We start from the raw sequence: 17,055 nt of genomic DNA, 5'->3' as shown, positions 1-17,055 counted from the left end.
TCTTGAAGGGCGGCGCGAACAGCGTCGAACGTTTCAGATATGCGGCTTCAGCGTCCTGAAAGCCGGGAAGGTTTTCTGGAATGCCGCAGGCCAGCGGGTCAGCCGCACGCGATGTTCCTCCCATTCGCCGGGAAACCGTAGCATCAGATATCCAACAAGGCTGGCAAGCGCGAAATGACCGGCATTGAGCCGCTTGTCGAAGCCCGGCAGGTTTTCGTCGAGATAGTCAAGACCGCGACGGGCTTTCGCCCACTGCCGGTCGACCCAGGGCTGATGCCATGTTTCAGGCGTGCGGAAGCGCTTTTCATAGACCACCAGAACGAGGGCGTCGCAAATGCCGTCGCAAAGCGCTTCCATGCGCGCGACAGTCGCCCGCTTTTCAGGATTTTTCGGATAAAGCCGTTTTTCGTCCGAAAGACTGTCGAGATAGTGCATGATCGTGCGACTGTCATAAAGTGTGAGGCCGTCATCGGTGACAAGCGTTGGTATCTTGCCAAGGGGATTGGCGGCCAGCAGCGTTTCCGAAACTGCCGTTATATCCACCGGCACAATATCGACATCGGCGCCGACATGATGCGCCGCCATCACCACTTTTGCGGAAAACGGCGAGGTGGTTGCGTAGAACAGTTTCATCGCCTGCATCCTCCTGTCAGCTGTGAGACCCATCCTCTCTGGCAATCCAGAAACTGCGCTGACTTGCGAAACGGTCCTCGGCCAGACAGGTCCTGAGGAACGGCAGCAGCGTATCGAGCTCCGTCTTCAGCGTATAGGGCGGGTTGACGATGATGAGGCCGGAGCCGGTCAGGCCGTCATTGTCGCGGTCGCTCTTGACCGACAGCTCCGCGCAGAGAATTTTGGGAATACCGAGATCCTTGAGTGCGGCGTGAAATGCGGCCGTCGGCGCCCCTTTCTTGATCGGATACCAGAGACAATATGTGCCGGTGGCGAAGCGGCGATAGGCCTTGGAAAGGCCGTCTGCCAGCCGCTCGAACTCACCGTCCTTTTCAAATGGCGGGTCGACCAGCACGATGCCGCGCCGCTCCTTCGGCGGCAGGTGGGCCGCCAGCGCCAGCCAGCCGTCGAGCTTGGTTGCACGCACGTGGTGGTCGCCGGCAAAGCGCGCCTGCAGCGTCGCGAAGTCGGCTTCATGCAGTTCCATCAGCGACAGCCGGTCCTGCCTGCGCATCAGCATACGGGCCAGTTTCGGCGATCCGGGATAGGTGACGATATCTGAAGTTTCGTTCAGCGACCGCACGGCGTCCAGATAAGGAGCGAGCAGGGCAGCCACATCGTCGGGCATGTCCGAAGCAAGAAGCCGGCCGATGCCGGTGCGCCATTCGCCGGTCTTTTGCGCTTCTTCGCTCGAAAGGTCGTACTGGCCGGTCCCGGCATGGGTGTCGAGAATGCGAAAGGCGGCTTCTTTTCTCTGGAAATAGGTGATCAGCCGCGCAAATACCGCATGTTTCAGCACATCCGCAAAATTTCCGGCATGGTAGATGTGGCGATAGTTCATTGCGGCCCCGCATTGTGTTTGCCGGAGAAGTTATTATGAGTCTCGGGCATGTTTTACAAGCAGGCTCCGAAATGGAGCGCACATATTTCAAAAAGGGATTTTCGATGAGCAGAGAACCGGACGACCGCGTCGCCATTACCGAAAAGAAGACGCTCCACGATGGCTGGAGCCGTTTGGTCGATTATAAATTTACCTACACTTTCGGCGACGGAAAGACGGTGGAGCGCTCATGGGAGGTTTGTGAGCGGCCGGCCGCGTCTTCGGTCCTCGTGTTCGACCGTGACAGCAGAAAATTCGTTCTTGTCAGACAGTTCCGCGTTCCTGTTTACGCCATGGGTGAGGGGAGCGGTTTCTTTCTGGAGGCGGCCGCAGGCCTGATCGATGACGGCGAAACGCCGGAACAGGCCGCTATCCGCGAAGCCCGCGAGGAGACCGGATACGCCGTCGAAACGCTGATCCCGCTGCGCGCCATCATTTCCGCCCCCGGCCTGATGACCGAAAAGGTGCACTGCTATGCTGCGATCGTCGACGAGGCGATGCGTGTCGAAAGCGGCGGCGGCCTTGATGAGGAACACGAGGATATCGAACTCGTCTTCCTCACCTTTGGCGAGGCCATGGGCATGGTGGAAAGCGGCGAAATCTCCGACGCCAAGACCGTCGTGATGCTGCAATGGGCAGCGCTCAATCGTAGTGTCTTCGGCATCTAGTCGGAAAACTGCTCGGCCAGAATGCGCTCCGACCAGGAGCGGTTCGGGTCCGACAGCACCTTGGCGCGGGCGTCGGGGTCCTGCTCGATGCGCACGTGGAGCACGTGCTTGACCTCGGTGTGGTCGGCAAAGGCGTTGACGAGGCGTTTTTCCGGTTCCAGCACCTCGATATCGACAACCGACCGGTTCGGTAAAAGCGCGCCCCGCCAGCGGCGCGGCCGAAACGCGCTGACCGGCGTGATGGCCAGAAGTGGCGCTTCCAGCGGGATGATCGGTCCGTGCACCGAGAGGTTATAGGCCGTGGACCCGGCCGGCGTTGCCACCAGAATGCCGTCGCAGGCCAGTTCCGGCAGCCGGACCCGGTCATCGACCCTGACCTGCAGCTTGGCGGCCTGGTGCGACTGGCGCAGCATCGAGACCTCGTTGATGGCAAGCGCGATCGAGGAGGTGCCGTCGGCATTGCGGGTGGTCATGCGCAATGGCCGCAGCTCGTTCATATCGGCGGCCTGAAGCCGCTCATGCAGGTTTTCGACCGAATATTCGTTCATCAGAAAGCCGACGGACCCGCGATTCATGCCGTAAACCGGGATGTCTGAATTCATGGTTTCGTGCAGCGTTTGCAGCATGAAACCGTCGCCGCCCAGCGCAACGATGAAATCGGCATCCTCGGGCGATACATTGCCGTAGCGCCCGATGAGATCGGCCTTTGCCTTTTTGGCATCGTCGGCATCGGAAGACAGGAAGCACAGTGAAGGCGTTTTCTCGGGCATTACGCATTTCCGTTCGCGGGAAGGGGTATTTCGCCGCGCCAGATCACCCGAGCGGACAGTGTTTTGCAAGCCCCGTGCAGCAAGGTTCTTGGGCGTGAGCGCGAAAATACCGGTCAAATTGTTGATTTTTTCGTTTTACAGTGAGGTCAAATCTGCTACTGGGCATGCCCAATGCCCTTGTAGCTCAGTTGGTAGAGCATCTGATTTGTAATCAGAGGGTCGCGGGTTCGAATCCTGCCGGGGGCACCAAGTCGCTTTCAGGGTAGTCGCTGCCGGCGTTTTGAGAACGTCATTATTCCGGTTGCCTGCCCTGGCGCCATTTTGGAGAAGCCCGGAAAAGCTTGTCAAAATGCCGAGGATATTGCATGAAGTCGCGCCCGGCCGTGCCGGTCTGTTGTGCGCATGAAACCCAACGGCTTGATAAGCCGAGATGAAATGAAGGTATTGATATGCAGGTAACCGAAACGCTCGCCGAAGGGCTGAAGCGCGAAATCAAGATCACAGTTCCTGCGGACGATCTGAAAGCGCGGATGAACGAGCGTCTGGCGGAAGCCAAGGACAAGGTTCGGATCAACGGCTTTCGTCCCGGCAAGGTGCCGCTCGCGCATCTGAAGAAGATGTACGGCAAGTCGATCATGGCCGAGCTGATCAACGAGACGCTGCAGGAAAAGCCGCAGGCCGTCATCACCGAGCGCGGCGAACGCGCCGCCGGTCAGCCGAAGATCGACATGACCGAGGATGAGGACGAGGCAAATCGCGTCCTGAACGGCGAGATCGACTTCGAATTCACCGTCGCCTACGAAATTCTGCCGAAGTTCGAACTGCAGCCGACCGACGGTCTCAAGGTCGAGCGTCCGGTGGTCGAGATCGACGACGAGGAAGTCGAGGTTCAGGTCAAGGCCGTTGCCGAGAACGCCCGTGAATACGAGACCAAGGACGGTGCAGCCGAAAACGGCGACCGCGTCATCATCGATTACGTCGGCAAGATCGACGGCGAAGCTTTCGATGGCGGTACCGACACTGATTCGCAGCTCGTGCTCGGTTCCGACCGTTTCATCCCCGGTTTCGAAGAACAGCTCATCGGCGCCAAGGCCGGCGACGAAAAGCAGGTCAAGGTAACCTTCCCGGCAGAGTATCCGGCTGAAAATCTTGCCGGCAAGGACGCCGTCTTCGATGTGACCGTCAAGGAAGTCGCAAGCGCCGGCGAACTGGAAATCAACGACGAACTGGCCGAAAAGCTGGGTCTGGAATCGGCCGAACGTCTGCGTACGCTGGTGCGTGAGCAGATCGAGGGTCAGTACAACCAGTATACCCGCCAGAAGGTCAAGCGTCAGATCCTCGACCAGCTCGACGAACAGTATTCCTTCGAAGCGCCTGAATCGCTTGTCGATGCCGAGTTCGAGAACATCTGGCGTCAGGTCAATGCTGATCTGGAACGCAGCGGCAAGACCTTCGAGGATGAAGAAACGACCGAGGAAGACGCGCGTGCGGAATACCGCAAGCTCGCCGAACGTCGCGTCCGTCTTGGCCTGGTTCTCTCCGAAATCGGCGAAAACGCCGGCGTCGAGGTTGGCGAAGACGAAATGCAGCGTGCCCTCTACGACCAGATGCGTCAGTATCCGGGTCAGGAGCAGGAAATCCTCAAGTTCTTCCGCGAGACCCCCGGTGCTGCCGCTTCGCTGCGCGCACCGATCTTCGAGGAAAAGGTTGTCGACCACCTTCTGGAGAACATCGACGTCAAGGACGTCACCGTCTCCAAGGAAGAGCTGATGGCCGACGATGACGACGAGGTTGCCGAAGCGACCAAGAAGGCCGAGGAAAAGTCCGCGCCGAAGAAGAAGGCTGCTCCGAAGAAAAAGGCACCTGCCAAGGCCAAGGCCGAGGATAAGGCTGAAGCCGCCGAGGAAGCGCCTGCCGGCGAAGCCGCTGCGGAAAAACCTGCTGCCAAGAAGGCCGCTCCGAAGAAAAAGGCTGCTCCGAAGAAGAAGGCGCCTGCCAAGGCTGCTGCTGAAAAGTCTGAGGACAAGACCGAGGAATAATTTCCTCTTCTTGATTGAATATCAGGGCCGTCCGGTTTGTCGCCGGGCGGCTTTTTTGTTTCAGTGCCGAGGCAGGGCTTGAAGCCGTGAAAGCGCGTGGTTGGCGATTTCGAGCGGAATGTCTGCCAGTCGGTTGTTGTCGCGCATGAACCATACGGCCGAAAGGCCGCACCAGGCGGCAATCCAGACAAGCAGGCGGTGCGGGTCGAGGGCTGCCCGTTTGGCGATCTGCATGAGGCGCCGGTCAAAGATTGCCGGGTCGCGGGCGATGCGCAGCGCCGGGTCTGCGCCATCCGGATTGCAGAAGATATTGGCAAAGTCGAAGGCACGCGCCCCCCACAGGCCCTTGGGGTCGATGGCGAGAAAACCGCGACCTTCGAAATCCAGCACATTGGCGTGGTGAAGGTCGCCGTGCAGCGGCCCCGCGTCATCGTCCGCGCTGGCCAGAAGCGCGCGGGCATGGCTGGCGCATGAGGGCAGGATGCCGCCGAAAGCCGGGGCATTTTCGAAAAGGGCGCCAAAGCGTGTTTCAAGCGGTATCAACGTTGAAGGTGGCGTGTGAGGGCGCTTGCGGTGAAGTGTGGCTGCGACATCGCACAGGATGTCGCAGGCCTCGACGTCGCAGCCGTTCCGGCTCATTTCCATCAACGATCGGCGACCTTCGGCCCGCTCCATCAGAATTGCGCCATCTTCGGCGGCAAGCACCCGTGCCGCCCCTTCGCCGGCCCACCACGAGAGCAGGGCGGCGCCGGTCTTTTCCTCGTCGTCGGAAAACAGCTTCGCCATTGCGGGAACGCCCGCCTGCCGCACGGGTAGAAGCGCGCCGGTCGTCGTCAGGATCGGCTCACCGTCAACCTCAAGCTGCCATCGGGCGAGAACGGCATCGAACGGCGCACCTGCCGGTGTTGAAGGGCCGGCAGGCGGCGTTTCGCTGGTCATCTAATCGTCGGCAGCGCTTTCCAGCATCGCCATCCGGTTGGAGGCGTCGAGGCCGGCGATCTTGTAGGCTTCGGCAAGCGTCGGATAGTTGAACGTGTTTTCGACGAAATACTCGACGGTGCCCTTGAGGTTCAGCACGGCCTGGCCGATGTGGATCAGCTCGGTCGCGCCTTCCCCGACGATATGGATGCCGAGCAGGCGATGGGTCTTCAGCGAGAAGATCATCTTCAGCAGCCCGTTCTGCAGGCCCATGATGTGGCCGCGCGAGGTTTCGCGGAAGAAGGCAACGCCGCATTCGTAAGGGATGCCGCGTTCCTGGATTTCCTCTTCCGTCATGCCGCAGGTCGACATTTCCGGCACGGCATAAATGCCGTAGGGGAAGAATTGCGGCGGCTCCTGCGCTTCCGCGCCGACAGCGTGGCGGGCGGCGATGCGGCCCTGTTCCATCGAGGTGGAGGCCAGCGCCGGGAAGCCGATGACGTCACCGGCGGAATAGATGTGCGGCACTTCGGTCTGGAAGGTGATCGGATCGACCTTCAGCCGGCCGCGATGGTCGGCCTTCAGCCCGACGGCTTCGAGGTTCAGCGTATCGGTCGCGCCTTGGCGGCCGGCGGCAAACAGCACCGATTCGGCCATCAGCACGCGGCCATTGGAAAGCGTGACGCGGGCCTTGCCGTTGGAGGCTTTCTCCACCTTGTCGGCGCCTGCGCCGAACAGCAGTTTCACATTGCGGTCGCGCAGCTGGGCGGCGAAATTGTCGCGGATTTCGCGGTCGATGAAGTCGAGCATGCTGTCGCGCGGCTCGACCACGATCACCTGGGTATCGAGCGCGGAGAAGATCGTGGCATATTCGATGCCGATCACGCCGGCGCCGACGACGATCATAGAGCGCGGGATTTCCTTGATGTTGAGCAGTTCGTCACTGTCCATCACCGTCTGCCCGTCAAACGGCACATCCGGCGGACGATAGGGACGGGTGCCGACGGCGACCAGCACGGCCTCTGCGTGAACGCGCTGGATCTCGCCGCTGTCCTTCTCGATCTCGATGGTATGCGGATCGACGAAATGGGCAAAGCCGCGCACCTGGTCGACCCGGTTGCGTTCGAACTGCCATTCGAGCACGTCGATTTCATAATCGAGCGTCTTGATCAGCCGGGCGCGCAGGTCGTCGGCGGTAATCTTGTGCTTCACCCGGTAGGAACGGCCGTAAAACCCGCGCTCGCGCCAACCGGTGAGGTTGAGGACGGTTTCACGCAGGGTTTTGGAGGGGATGGTGCCGGTGTGGACGGACACCCCGCCCACCTGTGTACCCTTGTCGATGACCAGTGCGGTTTTGCCGAGCTTGGCGGCCTGAACCGCGGCGCGACGGCCGGCGGGACCGCTGCCAATCACGACCAGATCGTAAGAATCCATAAAACTACCCCGATTTGGTTATTAAAATTCCGGATGTGAAAATCCTCAAACGCGATAGACACACACTTAGAGGTTTTGCGCTTGCATGAAAACCGTCCCCCTTGATGTCCCCGGCTGACTGTTCGGTTGCGTGCGCGATTTCGATGTCTAGACGTCCAATGTGATGGTTTCACTAAATACAGCCACAAGCTGTGCCCTATGTCCATCCTGCTGTCATATCAGTTTCAGCCCCTTGAAACTGACATAGCCGTCCCGGCCGATGATGATGTGGTCGTGGACGGTGATGCCGAGCGGTTTGGCGCTGGAAATGATCATATGCGTCATGTCGATATCCGCCCGCGACGGCGACGGATCGCCCGAGGGGTGATTGTGGACGAGAATGATCGCGGTTGCCGAAAGCTCAAGCGCGCGTTTGACCACCTCGCGCGGATAGACCGGCGTGTGATCGACCGTGCCTATGCCCTGGATTTCGTCGGCAATCAGCTTGTTGCGCTTGTCGAGAAACAGGATGCGGAACTGCTCGCGCGTCTCATGCGCCATGGCGGCATTGCAGTAATCGATCACCGATGACCACGATCCCAGAACCTGGCGTTCCTTCAGCGTGTTCTTCAGGCTGCGCTGGGCAAGTGCGGAGATCAGCTTGAGGTCGAAGGCCACGCTTTCGCCGATGCCTGAAACCTCCTGCAAAAGCTCGGGCGGGGCGCCGAATACACCGCCAAGCGAGCCGAACCGGTCGATCAGCGCCTTGGCGACCGGCTTGGTGTCGCGGCGCGGGATCAGGCGGAACAGCAGGAGTTCGAGGATTTCATAATCGGCCAGCGCATTGGCGCCGTTTTCGCGAAAGCGTGCGCGCAGACGGTCGCGGTGACCGTGGACATGGCGTGTGTCCTTCTCGCCCGCGCCGCCCTGACGCTTGCCGCGCAACGGCTGTTCCGGCGGCTGATCGGCGAAGAAGGCACGTTCGTCCGCGCCGTCTTCCCGCATGCCGCCGGGTTGGGGCCTGTCGCTGTGATCTCTGCTGGGCGGCTTGGTCATCGGTGTTGCGTTAGGCGTTGAGGTCCGGCAGGCCGGGCCGGTCATGGCCGCCCGGCGACAGGGTGAAGACCTCGCAGCCATCCTTGGTGACACCGACGCAGTGTTCGTACTGCGCCGAAAGCGAGCGGTCGCGGGTGACCGCCGTCCAGCCGTCGTTGAGAACCTTCACATGCGGTTTTCCGATGTTGAGCATCGGCTCGATGGTGAAGATCATGCCTTCCTTCAGCTCCGGTCCTTCGCCAGCGTGACCATAATGGAGGATGTTCGGCGTGTCGTGGAACAGCCGGCCGACGCCGTGGCCGCAGAAATCGCGCACCACCGAGCAGCGTTCGCCTTCGGCATAGGTCTGGATCGCCTCGCCGATGGCGCCGGTGCGCGCGCCGGGTTTGACCACGGCGATGCCGCGCAGCAGCGATTCATAGGTGACTTCCAGAAGCCTTTCGGCCGCCCGCTTGATTTCACCGACCGGGTACATCCGGCTGGAATCGCCGTGCCAGCCGTCGAGCACATAGGTGACGTCGACATTGACGATGTCGCCTTCCTTCAGCGGCTTGGCATTGGGCATGCCATGGCAGACGACATGGTTGATCGAGGTGCAGCTGGAATATTTGTAACCGCGATAGCCGAGCGTGGCCGGCACGACGCCGTGATCCAGACCGAATTCGAGCACGAACCGGTCAACCGCCTCGGTGGTGACGCCGGGCTTGATGATATCGGCAAGGCCGTCGAGGCAGGCTGCCGTGATCTGGCAGATCTGCCGCATCCTTTCGAACGCCTCCGCATCATAGAGGCGTATCGATCCGTCATTCTTCAGCGGCGCGCTGGCCGCATCAACATAAGTTACCATGAGTTTTCACCGTTTGCGCGTCAGCCGGAGGCGCTTACTTGTCATCGACCGGTACTGTAGCATCTGGCGTGATGCTGTCACAGGTCACTGTGCATTTTATCGCATAGGCTTCAACACCGGCAGCCCGTGCGGCCGTGAATGCCTGTTGGTAGACCGGGTCGAGGTCGCCTGCAATCCGAAAGCGCGCACAATCGTTGCGCTGGATGACATAGACCATGGCGGCGCGGTTTCCCACCGCCACCATGTCTGCAAGTTCTTCCAGATGCCGCGCACCGCGCGCGGTAACCGAATCGGGAAACTCGGCAAGGCCCGGCTCGCGGATGAAGTGGACATTCTTGACCTCGACATAAAGGTCGGGCCGCCCGTCATCGCTCAAAAGCAGGTCGATACGGCTTTGCCGGCCGTACTTCTGTTCACGGCGGATGACCGGATAGCTGGCGAAATCCGCAATCAATCCGGCCCGGATCGCTTCTTCGGCAATCCGGTTGGGAAGACCGGTGTTGACGCCGACGGTCGTTCCTTCGGCCTCGATCATCTCGAAGCGATACGGATATTTGCGTTTGCCGTCGTCGTTTCTGGAAAGCCAGATGCGCGAACCGGGTGTCGTCAGGCCGCGCATCGAGCCGGTGTTGGGGCATGAGCCGGTGATCGGCGTGCCGTTTTCCAGGATGGCATCGAACAGGAAGCGCTTGTAGCGCTTGACGAGGCGGGCGGGATGAAGGGGAGGGTCGAATTTCATGGCTCCGGTTTTAGGCGCTTTGTGAAACGGCGCAACCGGCAAAACGGACAGGACCGCAAAGGCGCATAACGAAGACACGGTTGAAGGGTGCTTGCGCAATCGGGCCAAACCGGGCAGATTTCAGGCCATATCTGAGGTTCCGGCGCCGATGCGCCGGACAGCAACGGGGGTTTTAGGTCTTGAAAGCGTGTCGCGTCGTTCTGTCCATCATGTTTGCCGCTTTTGCAACGATGGGGCTTGCATCCTGCTCAACCACCTGCGGCGAACCCGATGTCTGTGCTCAGCCGACCCCGGCCTATCAGCAGATGAGCGATGATGACATTGCCACGATGAGCGCAAAGATGAACGGGCTGGCCGGGGTTTCCAACCGGCAGTAGCGGGGCGCATCCGGCCGCTCCTGCCGCCCGGCGCGGCGGCTCAGCCGGTTTTGTGGCAATGATGAAACAGACTATTAGCTTTTTTGCCTCAAAATTGACGCAAGCGCAGATGAATCTTGCGTTCGAGGGTGTTTTGGTGCTCTCGTTTCGTTGATCCTGCGAAAGTAACGGGGATCATACCGCTCACAAATTCCAAGAGGAAGAAAATGGAAGAGTTCCACAAGGTCAGGCGACTGCCGCCATACGTTTTCGAACAGGTCAACCGTTTGAAGGCGAACGCGCGAGCGGCGGGCGCCGATATCATCGACCTTGGCATGGGCAACCCCGATCTTCCCACTCCGCAATCCATCGTCGACAAGCTTTGCGAGGTTGTGCAGGACCCGCGCACCCATCGCTATTCGTCGTCCAAGGGCATTCCGGGCCTGCGGCGCGCCCAGGCCAGCTATTATGCCCGCCGTTTCGGCGTCAAGCTCAATCCCGAAACCGAGGTTGTTGCGACACTTGGCTCCAAGGAGGGCTTTGCCAACATGGCGCAGGCAATCACCGCGCCGGGCGATGTTATCCTCTGCCCCAACCCGACCTATCCGATCCACGCCTTCGGTTTTCTGATGGCCGGCGGCGTGATCCGCTCGATGTCGGTCGAGCCCGATGACAGCTTCTTTCCGCCGCTGGAGCGCGCGGTCAAGCACTCGATCCCGAAGCCGCTGGCGCTGGTGATCAACTATCCGTCCAACCCGACGGCACATGTGGCGACGCTTGATTTCTACAAGGAGGTCATCGCCTTTGCGCGCAAGCACGAGATCATCGTGCTGTCCGATCTCGCCTATTCGGAAATCTATTTCGACGATGCGCCGCCGCCCTCGGTTCTGCAGGTGCCGGGCGCCAAGGATGTCGCCGTCGAATTCACCTCCATGTCGAAGACCTTCTCGATGCCCGGTTGGCGTATCGGCTTTGCCGTCGGCAATGAGCGGCTGATTTCGGCGCTGTCGCGGGTAAAATCCTATCTCGATTACGGCGCCTTCACGCCGATCCAGGTAGCTGCGACCCAGGCGCTCAACGGCGATGGCTCGGATATCGAGGAAGTGCGTTCGACCTATCACAAGCGTCGTGACGTGATGGTCGAAAGCTTCGGCAAGGCCGGCTGGAATGTCACGCCGCCGGCGGCAACGATGTTTGCCTGGGCGAAAATTCCCGAACCCTTCCAGTCTCTGGGCTCGCTCGAATTTTCCAAGCTGCTGGTCGAAAAGGCCGATGTCGCCGTTGCGCCCGGTATCGGGTTTGGCGAGCATGGCGATCAGTATGTCCGGATCGCGCTTGTCGAGAACGAGCACCGCATCCGCCAGGCAGCGCGCAATCTCAAGCGCTTCCTCGCATCCTCCGATGCCGTGATGCCCGACAATATCGTCGCACTCAACGCCCATCGTTGAGGGCCAAGGCGGGGCGGGCCTGTGGCGCGCCGCGCCAAAATTCCACGGCCCGATGTTTCATTTCGCGATGAAACGATCTAAATGAGGCGCGGGCGTGCAATTGCGCGCCCGACGTTGAAATCTGGGCCACTAGGAATACCCCATGGCAGATGCCTTGAAAATCGGTGTCGCCGGTCTCGGGACCGTCGGCGCCTCGCTTGTGCGTATCATTCACGACCGGCAGGAGAGCCTTGCGGTTTCCTGCGGGCGCGCCATCGAAATCACGGCTGTTTCGGCCCGTAACCGCGACAAGGATCGCGGGCTCGACCTGTCCGGCGTCACATGGTTCGACGATCCCGTCACAATGGCGAAAACCGCTGATATCGACGTTCTGGTTGAACTGATCGGCGGCGCGGAAGGTGCGGCGCGTGCGGCGGTGGAGGCGGCGCTTGAGCGCGGTCTTCATGTGGTAACGGCCAACAAGGCGCTTCTGGCCGACAGCGGCGTGGAACTGGCGGCAGCAGCCGAAGAAAAGGGCCTGCTGCTGAATTTCGAGGCCGCTGTCGCCGGCGGTATTCCGGTGATCAAGGCGATGCGCGAATCGCTGACCGGCAATACGATTTCGCGCGTCTACGGGATCATGAACGGCACCTGCAACTACATCCTGACCCGGATGGAGAAGGAGGGGCTTTCCTTCGAGGATTGCCTAAAGGAGGCGCAGCGCCTGGGCTATGCCGAGGCCGATCCGACCTTCGATATCGAGGGCAATGATACGGCCCACAAGCTTGCCATCATGACCGCGCTTGCCTTTGGCTGCGAAATTTCCTGCGACGATATCTATCTGGAGGGGATTTCCAACATCACCCAGGAGGATATCCGCGCGGCTTCCGAACTCGGCTATCGCATCAAGTTGCTGGGCGTTGCCCAGCGCACCGAGGGCGGCATAGAGCAGCGGGTGCACCCGACCATGGTGCCACATGACACCGTCATCGCCCAGGTCGACGGCGTGACCAATGCGGTTGCTATCGAATCCGATATTCTCGGTGATCTGCTGATGGTCGGCCCCGGCGCCGGCGGCGACGCCACGGCCTCTGCCGTGCTCGGCGATGTCGCCGATATCGCCAAGTCGCGTCCGGGTACGCAGACGGTCGCCGCACTGGGACGGCCCGCAAAGTCGCTCGAACCATACAGGCGTGCACGCATGCGCAGCCACGAAGGCGGCTATTTCATCCGCCTGCGTGTGGCTGACCGCATCGGCGTGATTGCCGCGATTGCCCGCAGAATGGCCGACAACCAGATCTCACTCGAATCGATTGTCCAGCATTCGACCAATGGCAGCGACGAAGCCCCGACAAAGACCATCATCATGGTCACCCACGCAACCACCGAACTTTCGGTGCGCAACGCCGTGTCGTCAATGGAAAGCGACGGCTACATCGTCGGCAAACCGCAGGTGATTCGCATCGAAAAGCCCTGATATGACGGATTTTGCGGCAGGTTCGTGTGAACGCGCGGGCCTGATTGCAACCGTTCATGGTGGGTTCAGTCGCACCGCCCTAGACGTCTTGCCGGTCTCCGCAACAGGTTCGGAGAACCGGTCGGAAATCAGGGGATGCGGGATGAAGATTGACAGTGTCATCAGAGCTTATGGCGAGCCGGGCAATCGTGCAGACAGCAGGAATGCCGACGAGCGGACGCCGCGTGTTCGTCGCAAAAGCCCGGGGCTCGCGACGGTTGTGCTGTTGGGATTGGCATTCTGGACCGGTTTGGCATTGCTTCTGGTGACGGTGATATGAGGGCAGCCTGTCCTGGTGAACGACTTTGCGGGATGTGTAGCGGGGCGGCGAAACTTAGATCATGACATCGGTGCCCGATTGACGCTAAACAGGGGTGAGGAGACGTCCTTGTAAAGCGAGATCTGATGACGGAAAATCCCGCCAGCCGGAAAGTGAAGCAACGCGCCTTTCTGGGCGTCGAGCATTCTGCGCGCGCCCTGCGCTGGGTGCCGAGACTGGGCGCGGCCAGTGAAAACCGCGCGCTTGCCATGGCGCAGAGCCACGGCATTTCCGAACTGATTGCGCGGGTTCTGGCCGGTCGCGACGTATCCGTCGACGAGGCCGCGGAATTTCTCGAACCGTCCTTGCGGCAGCTGATGCCGGATCCCCACACACTGACCGATTGTGAACAGGCCGCATCGCGTCTGTTGCAGGCTGTCAGGGATGGAGAGAAGGTTGCGATATTCGGGGATTACGATGTTGACGGCGCCTGCTCGTCGGCGCTGCTCTATCGGTTTTTGCGCACGCTCGGCCTCGACGCGGAAATCTATATTCCCGACCGCATTTTTGAAGGCTACGGACCCAATCCGCAGGCAATCGGCGCATTGATCGACGGCGGCGCCGGGCTGATCGTGACGGTGGATTGCGGCTCGACCAGCCACGAATCCCTGGCGGTTGCCCGTTCACGCGGGATCGATGTTGTGGTCATCGACCACCATCAGGTCGGTGTCGATCTTCCCGAGTGCACGGCGCTGGTCAATCCCAACAGGGAGGACGATCTTTCCGGTCAGGGGCATTTGTGTGCTGCCGGCGTTGTATTCCTCGTGCTTGTCGCGACATTGCGCGCGCTGCGCCAGGCCGGCGACATGCGGGCAGGGCGGATTGACCTGCTGTCTTGGCTGGACATCGTGGCGCTTGCCACCGTGTGCGATGTGGTGCCGCTCAAAGGGCTGAACCGGGCTTATGTGGTCAAGGGGCTGATCGTGGCCCGCGCACTTTCCAATCCCGGTCTTTCGGCTCTTTTCAAACGCGCCGGGCTCGCCGGCCCCGTGACGCCCTATCATTTCGGATTCCTGATCGGGCCGCGGATCAATGCCGGCGGGCGCATCGGCGATGCCGCGCTCGGCAGCCGGCTTTTGACGGTGCATGATACCGAGGAGGCCGAGGCAATCGCCGAAAGACTGGATCAGCTGAACCGCGAACGGCAGGCGATCGAGGCTGCGATGCTGGAAGAAGCGGAAGCCGATGCCATCACCGAGTTCGGGACCGGCGAGGGCGTCGGCGTGATCGTGACGGCGCGCGAGGGCTGGCATCCGGGCATTGTCGGGCTTCTGGCCTCGCGGCTGAAGGACCGGTTTGCGCGTCCGGCCTTTGCCATCGCCTTTGATGCCAATGGCAGGGGCACCGGCTCCGGCCGTTCGATTGCCGGTTTCGATCTCGGGCGCATGGTACGTGCTGCGGTGGAAGAGGGGATCTTGATCAAGGGCGGCGGGCACGCCATGGCCGCGGGGCTGACCGTGCGCCGCGAAAAGCTTTCGACGTTGCGCGCCTTTTTCGAGGAGCACGCCCGCGAAGCCGTTGAAGCCCTTTCTGCCGATGCTGTGCTGAAAATCGATGGTGCGCTGAATGCCTCCGGCGCCACGCTCGATCTGATTGACCGGCTGGAGGCCGCCGGCCCCTATGGCTCAGGCCATCCGCAGCCTGTCTTCGCCGTTCCCGATCACAAGCTTCGCGATGCCCGGGTGATCGGCACTGGCGGCCATGTGAAGGTGACACTGGAAAGTGCGGACGGCGCGCATCTCGATGGCATTGCCTTCCGCGCCGCCGACAAGCCCCTTGGCGAGATGCTGCTTGCTTCGCGCGGCCGCAGGCTCAATGTCGCAGGCTCGCTGTCCGGCGATTACTGGCAGGGCCGGCGACGGGTGCAACTGAGGATCATCGACGCTGCCGAGCCTGCCTGACGGTGTCCGCCATCAGCGCCGGCTGCGGATCAACCCGACCATGAAGCGCCAGCTGACCTCGACCGCACCGGCTTCAACGGCAACCACGCGCCGGGACATCGGGATATCGTAATGTTCCTTCGCGGTGCCCGGATACTGGACCCATCGGCGTTCCATGCCCAGCAGGTCGGCCATGGCGTGAAGTTCCGCGCTGGTATCGGCCAGCATGTGGCACATCACCATGCCCTTGAAGGGCCATTTCATATCATCGACGTAGACTGCCATGACTGTATTGTTGCCGATTTCCAATGTGAGCGGGTCGTCATATTTGAAACGGGGCATTTGTCAAGCTGACGGCCCGCAGGCAAGGCAGCGTGTTTCGTTTCCCGATTGTCGTGAGTGATGCCGAACCTGACGCTTGGCATCCTGTCGGGTTTACTCAGGGGAAGTATGACGCCGTTTTGTACGTTCATGCTTACGTTTAGCTCGTGTAACCTGTTATCCAGCAACATGGCCAATGAGCGTTCCAAACGCTTAGGAAACATACAGAGTATGCCAGGAACGTCATGATTTTCAGTGGTTTGACCAGTCGCGACGGTGTTTTGATTGACGAACTGAAACGGCGCAAAACTTACAATAGGTTGTAAATGTAATTTCTGAATCTACTAGGGGTGATATTAATCAAACCTTGCTTGAACACACTATTCTTTTGATGCCGATTGAACTTTGTGAGCATGGACAGCTTTCGGTAGAAGTGTTATTTTGATCTTTAACAATAATAAAGAAATCTGAAATTTTGGGTCGAGTTGTGAGAAGTGAGCCTTGCACAGCTTTGACAATCAACACAAAGACCTCTCCGGTATCGGTAAATGCGCAGGTTCAGGTCTGCGGAATGCCGATCGGATTTGTGAAGATATATGGTCTTTGTCGGTTGATGTGCCTGCGCTGGGCCGAAATGTTGCAAGCGCCGCGCAATCGTTTTCCGATCTCCGGGGAGCAGCCGGATGGTCGGACGTATTCTACGCGGCAATGAAGTTTTTCCAGTCATTCGAAATACCGGACCGGGTCAATCTACCGATATTGCTGTCGCTGATAGTGGCCGGTGCGATGAGTGGGCAAGAAGGAAATGATAGCGCTGTCTGCCCCGTCTGATGTGGACAGCGGCAGGACAGCTTTAAAGCGCAGTGGTGGAAAGTTCGCGACCGGCCGGATTTCAGGACAGGCTGACTGTCTGAAACGGGGTGCGACAAACCACAAGGCGGCAAACACATGGAGGGAATCATGCAGACCATGGCTACAAATATTGTTTTTGAAGAACATCAGGCCTTCGGAAACGAGGATGAAAAACATCTTCTGGATCTGATAGAGACCGCCGTATCGGTTGCGATCCGTCTGGGATACAGCGACACGGCAGCTGCGCTTTTCAGCGCGTGTGAAAGTGTTCATGTGAAGGGGGCGGGCGACATGCCCATGCCGTCGGTATCGGAGAACGCGCACCGTTGACTGTCTAGGCCGATGGCGTCACAAGCAATAACAGCGTTTCGGCGTGCGGTGT

The 17,055-nt window shown here is 60.2% G+C and carries 18 protein-coding genes and 1 tRNA gene; 10 read left to right on the top strand and 9 right to left on the bottom strand.

What is annotated here, in order from left to right; genetic code table 11:
• Positions 1 to 33 precede the first annotated feature (33 nt).
• Together ABID12_RS10045 and ABID12_RS10040 are read right to left on the bottom strand one after the other, a co-directional pair.
• Entirely contained in the window at positions 34 to 633 is a 600-nt protein-coding gene (locus tag ABID12_RS10045) for a glutathione S-transferase family protein (protein WP_354434094.1), read from the bottom strand.
• Between the two features lie 16 nt (positions 634 to 649).
• Positions 650 to 1,513 (bottom strand): 23S rRNA (adenine(2030)-N(6))-methyltransferase RlmJ, encoded by an 864-nt coding sequence (locus ABID12_RS10040; RefSeq protein ID WP_354434093.1) that lies wholly within the window; start codon positions 1,511 to 1,513, stop codon positions 650 to 652.
• 104 nt (positions 1,514 to 1,617) lie between these two features.
• On the opposite strand from ABID12_RS10040, the gene ABID12_RS10035 reads away from it, so the two are divergent.
• The gene (locus ABID12_RS10035) at positions 1,618 to 2,220 is read left to right on the top strand and encodes an NUDIX domain-containing protein (RefSeq protein ID WP_354434092.1); all 603 of its coding nucleotides are present in this window, start codon (positions 1,618 to 1,620) and stop codon (positions 2,218 to 2,220) included.
• Here ABID12_RS10035 and ABID12_RS10030 read toward each other — a convergent pair.
• Entirely contained in the window at positions 2,217 to 2,990 is a 774-nt protein-coding gene (locus tag ABID12_RS10030; RefSeq protein WP_319520088.1) for an NAD kinase, read from the bottom strand. The genes ABID12_RS10035 and ABID12_RS10030 overlap by 4 nt on opposite strands.
• A gap of 173 nt (positions 2,991 to 3,163) precedes the next feature.
• Between ABID12_RS10030 and ABID12_RS10025 the strand changes: the two genes are divergently transcribed.
• A tRNA-Thr gene (locus tag ABID12_RS10025) sits at positions 3,164 to 3,239 on the top strand.
• A gap of 200 nt (positions 3,240 to 3,439) precedes the next feature.
• A complete protein-coding gene (tig, locus tag ABID12_RS10020) occupies positions 3,440 to 5,029 on the top strand; it encodes a trigger factor (RefSeq protein WP_354434091.1) in 1,590 nt (529 codons plus the stop codon).
• Between the two features lie 60 nt (positions 5,030 to 5,089).
• Here tig and ABID12_RS10015 read toward each other — a convergent pair whose 3' ends face one another.
• The 5 genes from ABID12_RS10015 to sfsA all read right to left on the bottom strand — a co-directional run bounded on the left by ABID12_RS10015 (position 5,090) and on the right by sfsA (position 10,002).
• Positions 5,090 to 5,968: an aminoglycoside phosphotransferase family protein gene (locus tag ABID12_RS10015; RefSeq protein WP_354434090.1), complete on the bottom strand. Its 879-nt coding sequence runs from the start codon at positions 5,966 to 5,968 to the stop codon at positions 5,090 to 5,092.
• Positions 5,969 to 7,381, bottom strand: coding sequence for a Si-specific NAD(P)(+) transhydrogenase (gene sthA, locus ABID12_RS10010; RefSeq protein ID WP_106305494.1), 1,413 nt, complete (start codon positions 7,379 to 7,381; stop codon positions 5,969 to 5,971).
• 213 nt (positions 7,382 to 7,594) lie between these two features.
• Positions 7,595 to 8,416, bottom strand: a complete 822-nt coding sequence (radC, locus tag ABID12_RS10005) for a RadC family protein (protein WP_354434089.1) — start codon at positions 8,414 to 8,416, stop codon at positions 7,595 to 7,597.
• Between the two features lie 10 nt (positions 8,417 to 8,426).
• Positions 8,427 to 9,263, bottom strand: coding sequence for a type I methionyl aminopeptidase (map, locus tag ABID12_RS10000; RefSeq protein ID WP_354434088.1), 837 nt, complete (start codon positions 9,261 to 9,263; stop codon positions 8,427 to 8,429).
• A 34-nt stretch (positions 9,264 to 9,297) separates the two neighbouring features.
• Complete coding sequence (gene sfsA / locus ABID12_RS09995; RefSeq protein WP_354434087.1) at positions 9,298 to 10,002, bottom strand: DNA/RNA nuclease SfsA; 705 nt, start codon at positions 10,000 to 10,002, stop codon at positions 9,298 to 9,300.
• A 179-nt stretch (positions 10,003 to 10,181) separates the two neighbouring features.
• Here sfsA and ABID12_RS09990 point away from each other — a divergent pair, with 179 nt between their 5' ends.
• The 5 genes from ABID12_RS09990 to recJ all read left to right on the top strand — a co-directional run bounded on the left by ABID12_RS09990 (position 10,182) and on the right by recJ (position 15,521).
• On the top strand, positions 10,182 to 10,379 hold the full coding sequence (locus ABID12_RS09990; RefSeq protein WP_146132268.1) for a hypothetical protein: 198 nt from the start codon (positions 10,182 to 10,184) through the stop codon (positions 10,377 to 10,379).
• A gap of 206 nt (positions 10,380 to 10,585) precedes the next feature.
• A complete protein-coding gene (locus ABID12_RS09985; protein ID WP_106305486.1) occupies positions 10,586 to 11,806 on the top strand; it encodes an LL-diaminopimelate aminotransferase in 1,221 nt (406 codons plus the stop codon).
• Positions 11,807 to 11,948: 142 nt separating this feature from the next.
• Positions 11,949 to 13,262, top strand: a complete 1,314-nt coding sequence (locus tag ABID12_RS09980) for a homoserine dehydrogenase (RefSeq protein ID WP_319520082.1) — start codon at positions 11,949 to 11,951, stop codon at positions 13,260 to 13,262.
• A gap of 1 nt (position 13,263) precedes the next feature.
• Positions 13,264 to 13,581: a hypothetical protein gene (locus ABID12_RS09975; RefSeq protein WP_354434086.1), complete on the top strand. Its 318-nt coding sequence runs from the start codon at positions 13,264 to 13,266 to the stop codon at positions 13,579 to 13,581.
• 125 nt (positions 13,582 to 13,706) lie between these two features.
• A complete protein-coding gene (gene recJ / locus ABID12_RS09970; RefSeq protein ID WP_354434085.1) occupies positions 13,707 to 15,521 on the top strand; it encodes a single-stranded-DNA-specific exonuclease RecJ in 1,815 nt (604 codons plus the stop codon).
• A 12-nt stretch (positions 15,522 to 15,533) separates the two neighbouring features.
• On the opposite strand, the gene ABID12_RS09965 is transcribed toward recJ, so the two are convergent.
• The gene (locus ABID12_RS09965) at positions 15,534 to 15,842 is read right to left on the bottom strand and encodes a DUF4031 domain-containing protein (protein ID WP_354434084.1); all 309 of its coding nucleotides are present in this window, start codon (positions 15,840 to 15,842) and stop codon (positions 15,534 to 15,536) included.
• Between the two features lie 480 nt (positions 15,843 to 16,322).
• Here ABID12_RS09965 and ABID12_RS09960 point away from each other — a divergent pair, with 480 nt between their 5' ends.
• Entirely contained in the window at positions 16,323 to 16,652 is a 330-nt protein-coding gene (locus ABID12_RS09960) for a hypothetical protein (protein ID WP_354434083.1), read from the top strand.
• Between the two features lie 129 nt (positions 16,653 to 16,781).
• On the top strand, positions 16,782 to 17,003 hold the full coding sequence (locus tag ABID12_RS09955; protein WP_146132266.1) for a hypothetical protein: 222 nt from the start codon (positions 16,782 to 16,784) through the stop codon (positions 17,001 to 17,003).
• Positions 17,004 to 17,055 lie beyond the last annotated feature (52 nt).

This window comes from Martelella mangrovi (assembly GCF_040545495.1).
Taxonomy (GTDB): domain Bacteria; phylum Pseudomonadota; class Alphaproteobacteria; order Rhizobiales; family Rhizobiaceae; genus Martelella; species Martelella mangrovi.
Note: the sequence above shows the minus strand (reverse complement) of the source record. Positions and strands in the feature narration are given on the sequence as shown.